The organism is Amycolatopsis sp. NPDC051373 (assembly GCF_040689465.1).
GTDB lineage: Bacteria > Actinomycetota > Actinomycetes > Mycobacteriales > Pseudonocardiaceae > Amycolatopsis.
In genome coordinates, this window is the sequence record NZ_JBFBAE010000006.1 from 86189 (window position 1) to 101387 (window position 15199).

At 70.7% G+C, this 15199-nt stretch carries 12 protein-coding genes and 2 pseudogenes; 6 read left to right on the forward strand and 8 right to left on the reverse strand.

Annotated features, from left to right (window positions below):
• The first annotated feature begins 10 nt into the window (after positions 1-10).
• Positions 11-463 (forward strand): gamma-glutamylcyclotransferase, encoded by a 453-nt coding sequence (locus tag AB0383_RS12820; RefSeq protein ID WP_364181519.1) that lies wholly within the window; start codon positions 11-13, stop codon positions 461-463.
• Between the two features lie 395 nt (positions 464-858).
• On the opposite strand, the gene AB0383_RS12825 is transcribed toward AB0383_RS12820, so the two are convergent.
• Together AB0383_RS12825 and AB0383_RS12830 are read right to left on the reverse strand one after the other, a co-directional pair.
• Positions 859-2160 (reverse strand): amidohydrolase, encoded by a 1302-nt coding sequence (locus AB0383_RS12825; RefSeq protein ID WP_366187049.1) that lies wholly within the window; start codon positions 2158-2160, stop codon positions 859-861.
• A 200-nt stretch (positions 2161-2360) separates the two neighbouring features.
• Positions 2361-2675 carry a hypothetical protein gene (locus tag AB0383_RS12830; protein WP_366187051.1) on the reverse strand — a complete coding sequence of 105 codons (315 nt, stop codon included), beginning with the start codon at positions 2673-2675 and terminating at the stop codon, positions 2361-2363.
• 337 nt (positions 2676-3012) lie between these two features.
• Here AB0383_RS12830 and AB0383_RS12835 point away from each other — a divergent pair.
• Positions 3013-3084, forward strand: a pseudogene (locus AB0383_RS12835) (D-aminoacyl-tRNA deacylase); the annotation flags it as partial.
• A gap of 600 nt (positions 3085-3684) precedes the next feature.
• Here the strand turns inward: AB0383_RS12835 and meaB are convergent.
• The 3 genes from meaB to AB0383_RS12850 all read right to left on the reverse strand — a co-directional run bounded on the left by meaB (position 3685) and on the right by AB0383_RS12850 (position 8800).
• The gene (gene meaB, locus AB0383_RS12840; RefSeq protein WP_366187053.1) at positions 3685-4680 is read right to left on the reverse strand and encodes a methylmalonyl Co-A mutase-associated GTPase MeaB; all 996 of its coding nucleotides are present in this window, start codon (positions 4678-4680) and stop codon (positions 3685-3687) included.
• Positions 4681-4683: 3 nt separating this feature from the next.
• Entirely contained in the window at positions 4684-6852 is a 2169-nt protein-coding gene (scpA, locus tag AB0383_RS12845) for a methylmalonyl-CoA mutase (RefSeq protein ID WP_364181530.1), read from the reverse strand.
• An 82-nt stretch (positions 6853-6934) separates the two neighbouring features.
• Positions 6935-8800, reverse strand: a complete 1866-nt coding sequence (locus AB0383_RS12850) for a methylmalonyl-CoA mutase subunit beta (protein ID WP_366187056.1) — start codon at positions 8798-8800, stop codon at positions 6935-6937.
• A 209-nt stretch (positions 8801-9009) separates the two neighbouring features.
• On the opposite strand from AB0383_RS12850, the gene AB0383_RS12855 reads away from it, so the two are divergent.
• Positions 9010-10722 (forward strand): serine/threonine-protein kinase, encoded by a 1713-nt coding sequence (locus tag AB0383_RS12855; protein ID WP_364181849.1) that lies wholly within the window; start codon positions 9010-9012, stop codon positions 10720-10722.
• A gap of 4 nt (positions 10723-10726) precedes the next feature.
• Here the strand turns inward: AB0383_RS12855 and AB0383_RS12860 are convergent, their stop codons facing one another.
• Positions 10727-11353: a MerR family transcriptional regulator gene (locus AB0383_RS12860; protein ID WP_366187373.1), complete on the reverse strand. Its 627-nt coding sequence runs from the start codon at positions 11351-11353 to the stop codon at positions 10727-10729.
• A 147-nt stretch (positions 11354-11500) separates the two neighbouring features.
• On the opposite strand from AB0383_RS12860, the pseudogene AB0383_RS12865 reads away from it, so the two are divergent.
• The 3 genes and pseudogenes from AB0383_RS12865 to AB0383_RS12875 all read left to right on the forward strand — a co-directional run bounded on the left by AB0383_RS12865 (position 11501) and on the right by AB0383_RS12875 (position 13779).
• Positions 11501-12450 (forward strand): annotated as a pseudogene (locus tag AB0383_RS12865) (hypothetical protein).
• A 121-nt stretch (positions 12451-12571) separates the two neighbouring features.
• Positions 12572-12997, forward strand: a complete 426-nt coding sequence (locus AB0383_RS12870) for an ABA4-like family protein (RefSeq protein WP_364181539.1) — start codon at positions 12572-12574, stop codon at positions 12995-12997.
• On the forward strand, positions 12994-13779 hold the full coding sequence (locus tag AB0383_RS12875) for a purine-nucleoside phosphorylase (protein WP_364181542.1): 786 nt from the start codon (positions 12994-12996) through the stop codon (positions 13777-13779). Before AB0383_RS12870 ends, AB0383_RS12875 begins: the two co-directional genes overlap by 4 nt.
• Positions 13780-13828: 49 nt before the next feature.
• Here AB0383_RS12875 and AB0383_RS12880 read toward each other — a convergent pair whose 3' ends face one another.
• Positions 13829-14977 carry a glycosyltransferase gene (locus AB0383_RS12880; protein ID WP_366187059.1) on the reverse strand — a complete coding sequence of 383 codons (1149 nt, stop codon included), beginning with the start codon at positions 14975-14977 and terminating at the stop codon, positions 13829-13831.
• 33 nt (positions 14978-15010) lie between these two features.
• Entirely contained in the window at positions 15011-15190 is a 180-nt protein-coding gene (locus AB0383_RS12885) for a hypothetical protein (RefSeq protein WP_366187061.1), read from the reverse strand.
• Positions 15191-15199: the final 9 nt, after the last annotated feature.

Here is a 15199-nt window from a genome sequence, read left to right on the forward strand (position 1 = left end):
GCTGTCGCCCGTGCCGTTGTATGCCGCTTACGGATCGAACATGGAGCCCGCCCAGATGCTGGAGCGCGCCCCGCACGCACCGATGGCCGGCACCGGCTGGCTGGAGGGCTGGCGGCTGACCTTCGGGGGTGAGGACCTCGGCTGGGAAGGCGCGCTGGCCACCATCGTCGAGGACCCGGCCTCCCGGGTCTTCGTGGTGCTCTACGACGTGACCTCGCTCGACGAGGCCGGGCTCGACCGCTGGGAAGGCGGCGAGCTCGGCATGCACAACAAGATCCGCCTGCGGGTCCAGACCATGGACGGCTCGGTGCTCGCCTGGCTGTATGTGGTCGACGCCTACGAGGGCGGCCTGCCGTCCGCGCGCTACCTGGGCGTGCTCGCCGACGCGGCCGAGGCCGCCGGAGCCCCCGCCGACTATGTGGATGACCTGCGCACCCGGCCGTGCTCCGGGATCACCGGCTGACCACAGCCCTGTGGACAACTCGGCGGATTTACGCGCCGACCTGGGCATCATGAACGGTGTTCACCATCAGCCGGCAAAGCTCTGACACCGCTTCACGTTTTCTGCTTGCGACGCTTTGTTTTGCGACCGTCGCGCGAGTTGTCAAAGGTGCCTATAGGCGGCAGGGAGTCGTTGGGGCGTAGGTAAAAACGCTCGTTCAACCACTTTCCCGGAAGTGCCTCGGTGACTGTTGATCACCCGCTGTGAATAGGCGGGTCGGCGGCTCGACGAGGGTTCACGAGACCGGGTGAAATAGGTGTTCACAGGGCTTTGCCTGGACGCAAAAACCACCCGCTTGAGTTATCCACAGCTCGGCTGGGCTGTGGATAACTCAAGCGGGTGAGGCTGCGGATAACTCAGGCCAGAGCGGCCAGCGCGGTGTGGACCAGCGTGCGGACACCGACCATCAGCGCCCGCTCGTCGAGGGTGAAGGTGGGGCGGTGGATGTCGGCCTGAGGGGCCGGCGGACCGGGCCACACGCCGAGGCGGGCGAACGCGCCCTGGACGTGCTCGAGGTACCAGCCGAAGTCCTCGCCGCCGGAGGACTGCTCCGTGCCGGCCAGGCCTTGCTCCCCGAGCGCGGCTTCGACGCCCGCGCGCAGCAGCGCCGTGTTCTCCGGGTCGGAGACGACCGGGGGCACGCCACGGCGGTAGTCGAGCGAGAAGCCGACCCCGGTGGGCGCGAGCAGCGACTCCACGGACGACGCGACGAGCGGTTCGAGCGCCGTCCACACCTCGTGGTCGGCCGTGCGCAGGGTGCCGCGCAGCACGCCGTCCTGCGGGACCGCGTTGGCGGCCTGGCCGGCGTGCACCGCGCCCCACACGAGCACCGTGCCCGAGCGCGGGTCGACGCGGCGGGACAGCACCGACGGCAGCGACGTGATGACCGTGCCCAGGGCGTACACGAGGTCCGCAGTGAGGTGCGGCCGCGATGTGTGGCCGCCGGGCGAGGTGAGCCGCAGCTCGATCAGATCGGCGGCCGAGGTCAGGGCACCCACGCGGGTGCCGACCTTGCCGACCTCCAGCCGCGGGTCGCAGTGCAGGCCGAAGATCCGCTCGACGCCTTCGAGCGCGCCCGCCGCGATCATGTCCAGCGCGCCGCCGGGCATGACCTCCTCGGCGGCCTGGAAGATCAGGCGCACGCGGCCGGGCAGCTCGGAAGCTCCGGCCAGCGCGCGGGCCGCGCCCAGCAGGATCGCGGTGTGGGCGTCATGCCCGCACATGTGGGCCGCGCCCTCCGTGGTGGAGGCATACGGCAGACCCGTGTCCTCCGTCAGCGGCAGCGCGTCCATGTCGGCACGGAGAGCGACGCAGCGCTCACCCTGGCCGATGTCACACACCACACCGGTACCGCCGGGCAGCACCCACGGCTTGAGCCCGACGGCGCGCAGCAGCGACACGACCAGCTCCGTGGTCGCGAACTCGTGCCGCGACAGCTCCGGGTGGGCGTGGATGTGGCGGCGCCACGCGAGTACGTCGGTGACGTTGGCCCGCAGCCAGTCGTCCAGCCAGAACGGGCCACGCCCCGCACCGAGATCGTCCACAGGTGCCATGCTGACGCCGGCTTCGGTGATCAGCGCGGTGGGCGCCTCGATCGGGTTGGCCATGCGACCCTCGGGGTCACCTGGAACGTCCGGACGTGAGTCAAGCACAGTCACGCCGCACCTCCTCCCGTTCCCGCAACACGGGTGGCGCTTGGGGACCCGCACCGTGCCGTTCGATCTGTCGTACGCATTTGCAGATGATCGTGCACCATGCAGGTGGCAAGCCGCGCCCTGCGACGGGGGACCCGAGACGGCCGGTACCGGATCTGCGTTGAACGGCCCGACGAAATTCGGTCAGGGTGAACCGGGCCGATTCAGCCGTTGCCCTTCTTACGCTTCCGCCGCCCGAAGAACACGATGGCGAGCAGCACGACGGCGACACCGCCCGCGATCAGCTTGTTCCGCGTCTTCTGCGCGTTGGCCTTGTCGGTCTGCGTCGGGTCCAGCACCGGACCCGGTGCCGCCTGCTGCGGGGCCGGGAGCAGTGCTTCCGCAAATGCCGCGGCCTGCGCCTGGACCTGGGCTTGAGCCTGAGCCGGCGCCTCGACGACGGCCGCCTGAGCCGGAGCCGCGCAGTAGAACAGCGCGCCCAGCAGGCCGACCAGCAGCAGTCCCCGCACCTTCGCCATGACATCCCTTCTACGGCACTGCGTCGCATTCTGCCCGCCGAACGGCCGCGACGTCAGCCGCCACGCGGTGGAGGCCCCGCGCTCAGCCCGTGCCATCGCCCGCCGATCGCCTCTTCACACGGTGACCGGTCGTCACGGAGCGTGGAGCGGTCGTGAGGTCAGACCAAAGTCACTTCGGGGGACCGTTCGTCAAGCCGAACGGGGCCGGTGGGCCACCGAGGGTGGGTTCGGCGGGCCTTTTTTCGCCTCGCGGGCTCGAAAGGGGGTTGGCGGTGGTGGCTTCCAGGGATCTGCGGGGTTGGCGGGCGGTGGCGGGGGGTGACGGCTCCGCAGGCATCTGCGTGTGGTGTCCCAGTTCACGCTCTATGGCGACACACGCAAGGGCCGCCGGCCGTCCTTTGTCGCGGCAGTCATCTGCGGGGGATGGCGGTGGCGGCTCGGCAAATGACTGCGGGGATGGCGGTGGCGGCTCCGCAGATATCCACGGGGTTGACGGGTGGCGGCTCCCCTTTTATCCACAGGGCGCTCGCGATGAGCCGAGTTGTCCACAGATTCCGTTTCGGCCGTTTTTCAAGGTCAGGGGCCGATAGACTGGGATGGGGACGCCCCCAAGGCAGGGCGGGGGCTGTCTGGCGGGCGGGGGCTGTCCCGAGGTACGGACCGACGGGCGACTGAGGATCAACTAGCCAAACATCAAATGGCGAAAACTGGCGAGGAGCCGAGGCGGCGGCAGCTGCGCAGGCTGCCAGACGGCTGTGGCAACGGCGGTGTCGGCCCTTGAGCGTGGCCGCGCGGATCGAGATCGGGGATCGGGTCCACCGACTCGCAGCGGCGCTGCGGGCGATCGCGGCCGAGTGGACTCGGCCGGTCTCCATGATCAACCGCCCACCGCGAACAGCCGGCAACCAGCAACCAGAGCGCCGCATGCCGCCCGCGAGACGGCTGCCGAGCGGCCGAAACCACCGCAGGCGGCTGTCCAGTAAAGACAAGCAACCGACACAAAGACAGCTCAGCCGTCCGTCGGCTCCCCGAAAGCCGTCAAGATCCGCTCCGCCGCCAGCGTCGCCGTCAGTTCGCCGTCGCGGACCGCGCGTTCGATGTCCGCGACCTGGGCTCGCACCGAAGGGTGCGACGTCAGGCGGTCCAGCAATTGCTCCCGCACCATCGACCAGGTCCAGTCGACCTGTTGCCGGCGGCGGCGGTCGGAGAGCTCACCGGACTCCTGCATCAGCGTGCGGTGCCGGCCGATGGTCGCCCATACCTCGTCCAGACCGGAGCCCTCCAGGGCGCTGCAGGTCAGCACGGGTGGCGTCCACGGTGCGTCCTTGCCGTAGATCATCCGCAGTGCGCCCGAGAGCTCGCGGGCGGCGCGGGTGGCGTCGCGGGTGTGCGGGCCGTCGGCCTTGTTCACGGCGATGACGTCGGCCAGTTCGAGCACGCCCTTCTTGATGCCCTGCAGCTGGTCGCCCGTGCGGGCCAACGTCAAAAACAGAAAGGAGTCGACCATGTTGGCCACGGCGACCTCGGACTGCCCGACGCCGACGGTCTCCACCAGCACCACGTCGAAGCCGGCGGCTTCCATCAGCACGATCGTCTCGCGGGTCGCCCGCGCGACTCCGCCCAACGTCCCCGACGTCGGGGACGGGCGGATGAAGGCCCGGGGATCCACGGCCAGCCGCGACATGCGCGTCTTGTCGCCGAGGATCGAGCCGCCCGTGCGGGTGGAGGACGGGTCCACGGCGAGCACGGCGACGCGGTGGCCGGCCGCCGTGAGGTCCGTGCCCAGCTGGTCGATGAAAGTCGACTTGCCGACACCGGGCACGCCCGTGATGCCGACCCGCTGGGCGCCCCCGGCGTGCGGCAGCAGCTCGACGAGCAGCTCCTGCGCCTGTGCCCGGTGGTCCGCCCGGTGCGACTCGACCAGCGTGATCGCCTTGGACAGGGTGCCGCGGTCGCCCGCGAGCACGCCTTTCGCGTAGGCGGCGACGTCGATCCTGCGCGGCAAGGCTCAGGACTCCTGGTGCGCGAGCTGCTCCAGCAGGCCGATCGCCGCGTCGGCGATGACCGTGCCGGGCCCGAAGATGGCGGCGGCACCGGCGGCGCGCAGCTCGTCGTAGTCCTGCGGCGGGATGACGCCGCCCACGACGACCATGATGTCCGACCGGCCCAGTTCGGCGAGCTCGTGGCGCAGCGCCGGCACCAAAGACAGGTGCCCGGCAGCCAGCGAAGACACGCCGATCACGTGCACGTCGGCCTCCGACGCCTGCCGCGCCACCTCACCGGGCGTGGAGAACAGCGGGCCGACGTCGACGTCGAAGCCCAGGTCGGCGAAGCCGGTGGCGATCACCTTCTGGCCGCGATCGTGGCCGTCCTGGCCCATCTTCGCGATCAGGATGCGCGGCCGGCGCCCCTCGTCCTCGGCGAACTTCTCGACCAGCGAGCGCGCCTTCTCGACGTTGTCCGACTTCCCCACCTCTTCCCGGTACACGCCGGAGATCGTGCGGATCTGCCCGGAGTGGCGGCCCCAGATCTTCTCCAGCGCGTCGGAGATCTCGCCGACGGTGGCCTTCGCGCGCGCCGCGTCGATTGCCAGCGCCAGCAGGTTCCCACCCCCCTGAGCACCTTCGGTCAACCGCCGCAACGCGTCTTCCGTGGCCGCCGAGTCACGCTCCTCGCGCAACCGCCGCAGCTTCTCCAGCTGCTGGGTGCGCACGCCGTCGTTGTCGACCTTCAGCACATCGATCTGCTCGTCGTCGGTGACCTGGTACTTGTTCACCCCGATCACGGGCTGGCGGCCGGAGTCGATGCGCGCCTGCGTGCGCGCGGCGGCCTCCTCGATGCGCAGCTTCGGGATGCCCTCGTCGATCGCGCGCGCCATGCCGCCCGCGCTCTCGACCTCCGTGATGTGGCCCCACGCCTTGCGCGCGAGGTCGTAGGTCAGCTTCTCGACGAACGCGCTGCCGCCCCACGGGTCGATCACCCGCGTGGTGCCCGATTCCTGCTGCAGCAGCAGCTGCGTGTTGCGGGCGATGCGCGCGGAGAAGTCGGTGGGCAGCGCGAGCGCCTCGTCGAGCGCGTTGGTGTGCAGCGACTGCGTGTGACCCTGGGTCGCGGCCATCGCCTCGACGCAGGTGCGCGCCACGTTGTTGTAGACGTCCTGCGCGGTCAGCGACCAGCCCGACGTCTGCGAGTGCGTGCGCAGCGAAAGCGACTTCTCGCTCTTGGGATCGAACTGCTTCACCAGCTTCGCCCACAACAGCCGAGCCGCCCGAAGCTTCGCGACCTCCATGAAGAAGTTCATGCCGATCGCCCAGAAGAACGACAGCCGCGGCGCGAACTTGTCCACGTCCAGCCCCGCGTCGACGCCGGCGCGGATGTACTCGACGCCGTCGGCGAGCGTGTACGCCAGCTCCAGGTCGGCGGTCGCCCCGGCCTCCTGCATGTGGTAGCCGGAGATCGAGATCGAGTTGTACTTCGGCATGTGCTGCGAGGTGAACGCGAAGATGTCGGAGATGACCCGCATCGAGGGCTGCGGCGGATAGATGTAGGTGTTGCGGACCATGAACTCCTTGAGGATGTCGTTCTGGATCGTCCCCGCGAGCTGCTCCGGTTTCACCCCCTGCTCCTCCGCCGCGACCACGTACAGCGCCAGCACCGGCAGCACGGCGCCGTTCATCGTCATCGACACGCTCATCTTGTCGAGCGGGATGCCGTCGAAGAGCTGGCGCATGTCGTAGATCGAGTCGATCGCCACGCCCGCCATGCCGACGTCGCCGGACACGCGCGGGTGGTCGGAGTCGTAGCCGCGGTGGGTGGCCAGGTCGAACGCCACCGACAGGCCCTTCTGCCCGGCCGCGAGGTTGCGGCGGTAGAAGGCGTTGGACTCCTGCGCGGTGGAGAACCCGGCGTACTGGCGGATCGTCCACGGCTGGTTCACGTACATCGTGGGATACGGCCCGCGCAGGAACGGCGCGATGCCCGGGTAGGTGTCCAGGAAGTCCACATCGGACAGATCCTCGGCCGTGTACACCGGCTTCACGCCGATGCCCTCGGGTGTCTCCCAGGCCAGCGCGTCGGGGCCCTTGCCGGTGGCTTCCTGCACGGCCTGCGCCCACGCGGCGCGGTCTCCCGGCTCGGGGGTGCCGAGCGGCACGTCGGCGAAGTTCGGGATGCTCATGCCGACGCCTCCATGAGGAGTTGCACGCCGACTGGCCCGGAGGCGTCGGCATGAATATCGATGATTCGCTTGCAAGCTGCGCTCATGCTGACACTCCCAGCTGTACGTGGATGCCGGTCAGGACTTCGAGCGCGTCGCAGCCGGCGAAGACGTTGCCGCTCACACCCGGGTAGCTCGCCTTGCCCGCGAGCAGCACCGTCTCGGCGCCGAGCGACGCGGCGACGTCGGCCGCCTGCTCTTCGTACGCGGCGTCGGTGCCGCAGAGGCACGCGATGCGCGCACCACTTTCCCGGAACGCGCCGGGCAGGTCGTCGATCGCGCCCGGGTTCACGGCCTCGAGGCCGCCGGCCTGGAACAGGTTCGCGGCGAACCCGGCGCGCGTGGTGTGCGCGGCGACGGGACCGAGCGTGGCGAGGAAGACCTTCGGCCGTTCGCCGTGCTCGGCCAGGTACTTGTCGGAGGCGTCGCGCAGCTGCTCGAACGCTTCGGCGTAGCGGTGGCGCGGCAGGCCACCGTCCACAGTAGATCTTACTGCTTCCCTGGTCACGGGTTTCTCGGTGAGGTTCGGGAACTCGCTCACGCCGGTGATCGGGTCTCGGCGCGTGGCCAGGCGCTTCGCGCGGTTGTCCCACGTCGCGGCCAGCCGCGCGGCCAACGCGCCCGATGCCAGCTCGGCCTCGACGCCGCCGGCGCCTTCGATCGCGGTGAACTCGGTCCACGCGGCTTTCGCCAGCTCGTCGGTGAGCTGCTCGACGTACCAGGAGCCGCCGGCCGGGTCGATCACACTGCCCAGCTTCGACTCCTCCAGCAGCACCGCGTTGGTGTTGCGGGCGATGCGCGCGGAGAACGCGTCGGGCAGGCCGATCGCGGAGTCGAACGGCAGCACGGTCACGGCGTCGGCGCCGCCGACGCCCGCGGCGAAGCACGCGACGGTGGTGCGCAGCATGTTCACCCACGGGTCGCGCTGCGTCAGCATCGCGGGCGAGGTCACGGCGTGCTGGTGCATACCACGCGCGGCGGCGGGCGCACCCGAAACTTCGAGCACGCGGTCCCACAGCCGGCGGGCGGCGCGGAACTTGGCGATGGTGAGGAACTGGTCGGCCGTGGCGGCCAGGCGGAACTCCAGCTGCCCGGCCGCGGCAGAGACGTCCAGACCAGCTTCGGTCAGCGCCCGCAGGTACGCGACACCGACGGCGATCGTCGCGCCCAGCTCCTGCGCGTCGGAACCGCCGGCCTCGTGGAACGGCAGGCCGTCGGCCACGAGCGTGCGCACCTTCGGGTACTTCGCGGCGACGCGCGCGGCCAGCTCGGCGGCAGGGGCGACAGGCAGCGCTTCGCCCGCCCGCGCACCGACGCCGATCGGGTCCGCGCCGAGCACGGCGACCGCCTCGCTGGGCGGAATTTCACGCTCGGCCAACACGTCCAGCAGAGCGTCGGCCGCGGCGGCGTACTCCGCGCCGGCGTCGAGGACCACCGGCGCCAGGTCGAGGTAGACCTCGTTGAGCGCGTCGGCCAGCGCGTCGAGCGGGAGCGCTTCGCCGCCGACGCGCAGCCACACGGACGTGGCGCCGCCTTCGAGGTCGGCGAGGATCGCGGTGTTGGTGGCCTTGGCGTCGGCCCGCAGGTGGCGCACGCGCACGTCCCACCCGGTGCCGATCACGCCTTCGGGCCGCGCGCCGCGGACGAACGGCGGCAGTCCCGGATAGCCGGGCTCGCCGACGGCGTCTTCGCGCGTGTACAGCGGCTGGATGTCGATGCCGTCGTACGTGTGGGTGACGAGTTTGCTCTCCGGCGCGCCCGCGAAGTCCTCCGGCAGGCGGCCGCTCTTGCGCAGCACTCCCGCCACGAGTTCCTGCCACCGGGCCCGGTCAGCGGCCGGAAACTCGGCCGCCAGCGCGAGCTCAGCTTCGGAGATCGGCACCGACTCCGGCCCAGCCACGTTCGTCATACCCAGTGATGGTAGAGGCACGCCAGTGCCGGCACCTGTGACTCTAGTCGCCCCACCAGAGTGTTCGGGGGTATCCGCGGAACACGGGTGGGCAGGTCTTGCACACTGGGTCGAACAGTGTCGCTGCCTTACGACACAATCAGGGGGTGTCCTCCTCGAAGGAAGAGCCGAGCCCAGCACCATCGAGCGCAGCCGAGCCGCAGTCCCGTGTGGTCGCCGGGCGCTACCGGCTGCGATCCGTGCTCGGCTCGGGGTCGATGGGCACGGTGTGGTCGGCCTACGACGAGTTCCTCCACCGGCCGGTGGCCGTCAAGGAGATGAAGCTGCCGCCGGGCGTCCCGGCGTCGCAAGCGGACGAGTTGCGTGAGCGGACGCTGCGCGAGGCGCGCGCGATCGCAGTGCTGTCCCACCCGAACGTGATCATCCTTCACGACGTCGCGCGCGACAACAACGAACCGTTCGTGGTCATGGAGCTGCTGCCCTCGCGCAGCCTCGCGCACATCCTGCGCGACCACGGGCCGTTGAACGTGGAGCAGGCGGCCGCCGTCGGCATCGCCGTCGCCGCCGCGCTCGAAGCGGCGCACGACGCGGGCATCACGCACCGCGACGTGAAGCCGGGCAACGTGCTCGTGGCCGGAGACGGGCGGATCAAGCTCACCGACTTCGGCATCGCGCGCAACGTCTCCGAAGCCACGATGACCCGCACCGGGATCATGCTCGGTTCGCCCGCCTACATCGCGCCGGAGGTCGCGTCGGGCGGCGCGGTCACGCCGGCGGCCGACCTGTGGGGCCTGGGCGCGACACTGTTCGCGGCCGTCGAGGGCGCGCCGCCGTACGACGCGGACGGCGATCCACTGGAGACAGTCGGCAAGGTCGTGAACGGCTCGGTGCCCAAGCCGAAGCCGGGCCCGCTGGCCGACGTGATCGCCGCGTTGATGAAGAAGGAGCCGGAGAAGCGGATCTCGCTGCGCGAGGTGCGTCACCGGCTGTACCCGTTGCAGGGCAAGACGGCGCTGGACCTGTTCGGACCGGAGCTGTTCCGCACGCCGGACGGGAAGAAGACTTCGGCGCAGCTCGACGCGACCGACACGCAGGTCTTGGAGACGGTGGCACCGACCGAAAAGAAGTCGGAGGCCAGTGGCGCACTGGCGGCGGACCCGGGTCCGTTGCCGTTCCTGCGGCAGGGCGCCGCTCCGGCTCCTGTTGTCGCCGCTCCGGTTGCTTCTGCTTCGCCGCGACGCAACCCGCGGTCGTCGGCGTTGCTGGCCGTCGCAGCGGTGGTGCTGTTCCTGGTCGCCGGTGTCGGCGGGTTCGCGCTGGCGCGCCTGATCAGCGGGCAGTCGCTGATCCCGCCCGCCGGCAGCGCGGCCTCCGCCGGTGCGCCGGGCACGACGGTGCCGCCGCAAGAGGTGAAGCTGGTGGAGCAGCGCGGCAAAGCGAGCGAAACGGCCAACGCCACGCGCGACACCGAGTACGTCGTCTCGGTGCCGGAAGGCTGGCAGCGCTTCATCGCCGGACGGTCGTCGAACATCGTCGGATCGTCCACGGTGGTGCAGTACGTGTCGCCGGACGGGCACCAGTCGTTGCGCATCGAACGCTTCCCGAACTTCCTCAGGAAGCACGACGTCTCGACCTACGAGGTGAGCCTGCGAGCCTCGGCGGACCCGGGCGGGTTCGCCTTCGCCAAGGTCCCCGAGCAGACCGGCTCCGGGACCGAGATGATCTACCGCACCGTGGAGCACGGCGATTCCGCGCAGAACGGCCCCGATTCCTCGATCACCCGCACGACCTTCGCCTTGCTGAAGACCTCGGGCGAGTCGCTGTGGGCCGTCTCGCTCACTGTGCCGCCGGAGATCGAGCCCGACGGCGCCGCAACGTGGGACCGGATCAAGCAGACGCTGTCGTTCCCGGGCGACCAGTAGGGCCTCAGCCCAGGCCGCCCGGGTAGCGCCGGCCCGACTCCGCCGCCTGCGCGAGGCGGCGCAGGCCCGCGAACAGCCGGTCGCCGAGCACCGTGCCGACCACGGCCGCCTCCACGATCCGGTCCAGCGACGGCTGCGCGGCGAGCGTGTCGAGGTCGACCTCGGCGATGCGGTCGGCGAGCGTGGCGTAGTCCTCGATGCGGTCCAGCAGGGCGGGGTGACCGAGCGCGCGGATCGTGCACAGCGTGGTGATCAGCCCGGGCGCCGCGGGGTGCTCGGGCGCGAACTTCCAGCCGTGGGCGGCGGTCAGCTTTTCCAGCAGGTTCAGCGCCCACGCGCGGGCCTCCTCGTCGACGTCGGTCGTGCCGCCCACGAGGGCGCGCTGGGTGACGCCGAGGACCTCATTGGTGGGCTCGCCCGCGTCGATGGCCGCGAGCACGCCGCCGACGGTGGACACCGACAGGCCGCCGACGTCGAGCAACGCGCGGATGAGCTTGAGGCGCTGCACGTGCTCGTCGCCGTAGCGCGCCTGGTTGGGGCTGGTGCGCTCGCCCGGGTGGAGCAGGCCTTCGCGCAGGTAGTACTTGATCGTCGCGACCGGCATGCCGGACTCGGCGCTCAGTTCGGCCATCCGCACGGCCGCATCAACTCCCTTGAACTCGGGACTCGGGTCAGTTCAGGACTCGGGTCATTTCAGGGACATCCCTGAGGACTTCTCAGCTTGGATAGTCTAGCTTTCCATAATGGATACTGTGACTATCCATCCTGGGAGGGCACCATGACCTTGCTTCCGAGCCGAACGAACACCTGGCACCGGCCGTCCACGCTCTTCGCGGCGGGGCTCGTCGTCACCGCGCTGGCCTGCGTCGTCGCGATGGTGGTGGATCAGCGCACGGTGCTCGGCGCACCCGTGTGGGCGAAGCTGCTGAAGTTCGCCATTTCGGGTGCGCTGTACTTCTTCACGTGGGGCTGGCTGGTGTCGCTGCTGCCGCGCTTCCGCCGGACCGCGCACGCGCCACGAGTGTGGTGATCGTGTTGTTCGCCGCCGAGTACGTGGTGATGGTCTTCCAGGCGGTGCGCGGCCGGCCCAGCCACTTCAACAACGCGACACCCCTGGACAACACGCTGTTCCAGCTCATGGGCGGCATGGTCGCCACCATCTGGATCGCGACGCTCGTGCTCACCGTGCTCCTGATGTTCACGCGCCTCGAAGACCGCGCCACCCACTGGGCCGTCCGCACCGGAGCGGTCATCTCACTGATCGGCATCGGCCTCGGCGCGCTCATGACCGGCCCGACGGCCGCCCAGCAGCAGGCGTTGAACGCGACCGGCGTGTCGGCCCTCGTCGGCGCCCACAGCGTCGGCGTCCCCGACGGCGGCCCCGGCCTGCCCATCCTCGGCTGGAGCACCACCGGCGGCGACCTGCGCATCCCGCACTTCACGGGGATGCACGCGCTGCAACTGCTGCCGCTGGTTGCCCTGGGGCTGGGCCTGCTCGCCACGCGGGTGCCGCGGCTTCGCGACAGTGCGGTTCGTGTCCGGCTGGTGTGGGTCGCGACATTCGGCTACGCGGGCCTGGTCGCCCTCGTGACCTGGCAGGCGTTGCGCGGCGAGTCGCTGATCCACCCCACCGCTGCGACCCTCGCGGCCGCAGGCGCCCTGCTCGTCGCGGTGGCGTTGGGCGGCTTCGCCTCGGTGTATCGCCCGACCCGCGAGCTCGTGCGATGACCGCGTTCACCGTCACCTTCGGCGGCGGCGAGGCACCCTCCGCCGCCCGCACTCCGCGGCGGCGCGCCGGCCGGGCCGCCGCGCGGTCGGCGGGCCGCCCAACCCATCGGGAGCTCGTGCGATGACCCAGCAGTTGTTCACCTGGACCTTCCCCCTCGCGACGCCCTTCTGGGCGCTGATGATCTTCGCCCCCACCTGGCGGCGGACGCGGCAGATCATGGCTTCGCCGTGGGTGCCGCTGCTGCCCTTGGCGTGTTACTTCGCCATCGCGATCCCGCACTTCGGACAGCTGTGGCAGGCGGTGAGCCGGCCGGACCTCGCCCTGCTGCAAGCGTTTGCGGGGTCGTCGGCGGGGGCGGCGTTGCTGTGGGCGCAGCTGATCGCGTTCGACCTGTTCCTCGGGCGGTGGATGTTCTTCGAGGCGCGGGAGCGGGGGATCCCGTGGTGGCAGGTCAGCCCGGTGCTGGTGCTGACGATTTTTCTGTCTCCGTTCGGGCTGGTGGTGTTCCTGGCGCTGCGCAGTGCCCGGATACGCTCGGCGCCATGACCAACCACGAGGAAGCGGCCGCGGCCGCCATCGCCGAGCGGACCGGCGTCGAGAAGCACGACATCGCCGTGGTGCTGGGCTCGGGCTGGCGCCCGGCCGCGGACGTGATCGGGACGGCCGAGGCGGAGATCCCGTTCGGCGAGCTGCCCGGTTTCACCACTCCCGGCGCCGTGGGGCACAGCGGGACCGCCCGGTCGCTGAAGATCGGCGACAAGCGCGCACTGGTGCTGCTGGGCCGCACGCACTTCTACGAGGGCAAGGGCATCGACCCGGTGGTGCACAACGTGCGCACCGCCGCGGCGGCCGGCGCGCGCACCGTGCTGCTCACCAACGCTGCCGGCGGCGTACGCGAGGGCTTCAGCGTCGGGCAGCCGGTGCTGATCTCCGACCACCTCAACCTCACGGCCCGCTCGCCGATCGTCGGCGCGAACTTCGTGGACCTCACCGACCTCTACTCCGCCCGCCTGCGCGGTCTCGCGAAGGAGATCGACGGTTCGCTGGAGGAAGGCGTCTACGCCGGCCTCACCGGCCCCCACTTCGAGACGCCCGCCGAGATCCGCATGCTGCGCACGATGGGCGCGGACCTCGTCGGCATGTCGACGGTTCTGGAGGCCATCGCAGCCCGCGCCGCCGGGGTCGAGGTGTTCGGGCTGTCGCTCGTCACCAACCTCGCCGCCGGCATGACGGGCGAGCCGCTCAACCACAAAGAGGTCCTCGAAGCCGGCCGACAAGCGGCCACGCGCATGGGTTCGCTGCTCAAGGAGCTCATCGCCCGCGCGTGACGACGTGCGGTGAAGGGCACCTCGAACGCGAGGTGCCCTTCACCCGTCGTCAGACGTAGTCGGGCAGCTGCGCGGCAACCTCGTCCGGCGACGGCATCGCCGCCACCTCCGCCGCCAATGCCCGCACGGCGTCGGCCACCGTCGAGTCCGCCAGAAGCCGCCGCGCGCTCTCCCGCACTGCCTCGGCCGTCACCGCGTTGCCCAGCAGGCGCTCGCCAACGCCAGACCCGGCGACGGCTTCGGCGTTGGTGAACTGGTCGGCGCCCTGCGGCAGCACGAGCTGCGGCACCCCGGCGGAAAACGCGCCCATCGTCGTACCGCTGCCGCCGTGGTGCACGACGAGGTCGACGTGCGGCAGCAGTTCCGACTGCGGCACCCACGCTTCGAGCCGCACGTTGGCCGGCACCTCGCCGAGTGAAGCGACGTCGACCGACGGTCCGGTCGCCACCAGCACGTCGACGTCGAGCGCCGCGAGCCCGGTGATCGCCGCGGTGAGGATGTGCGCCTGACTCATCGGCGTGGTGCCGAGCGTGAGGTAGACGAGCGGGCGGCCGTGGTCCACGACCCCCGCGGGCAGGTCGCCCGGCTCGCTCCAGCCCACCGGCCGCAACGGCAGCCTCCGCGCTCGGGCGATGAACTCGGGCGACTGCACCGACGGCGGGCAGATGTCCACGAACGGGTTGCCCCACGAAGGCCGGTCTCCGCCGGTGATGCCGAGTTCGGCGGCGTAGTCGTCGAGGGCGCCGCGGATCTCCGTCATCAGTCCGTCTGCCGAGACGCGCCCGAATCCGTGGCCCATGGCCGGGATGCCGGCCTTCCTGGCCGCGAACGCGCCGCCGGAGTTGCCGACCTCGTAAATCACCAGGTCGGGCCGCTCCCGCTCGAACAGTGCGCCGAGGTCGGCGACAAAGCGCTCGGGCAGCGCGCGGCCGAACACCTGGCCGATGACCTCGGCCATTTCATCCTCCGACGCCTCCCGCCGGCGCTGGGCCGGGTCACCGGCGTACTTCGCGGCGAACGCGTCGTAGATCGTCAGGCCGGCCTTCTCGGCGCGCAGGCCCGCCTTTTCGAGCACCGGATGGAAATCCTCCGCTGTCGCGAAGGCGACGTCGTGCCCGGCACCGCGCGCGGCGACCGCGAGCGGGATCAGGGGGTAGAGGTGGCCGTGGGACGCGAGGGAGGTGAACACAAGTCGCACCACTGCGACGGTAGTGACTTGTGTGCCGCCCCGTCAGGTGAATTCCGCAAGGACCGTGATGGTTCGCCGTTGTTCGGCGAGGGATCCTTGCGGCGAAAAGAAGAATTCGGTCACCCCGGCGTCACGCAGCCGGCCGAGCTGAGTGGCGACCGCGTCCTCGTCGCCCACCACCGCGACGTCGCCGGCGCCGGCCACGCCCTCGCGGTCGAACACCGCGCGGTA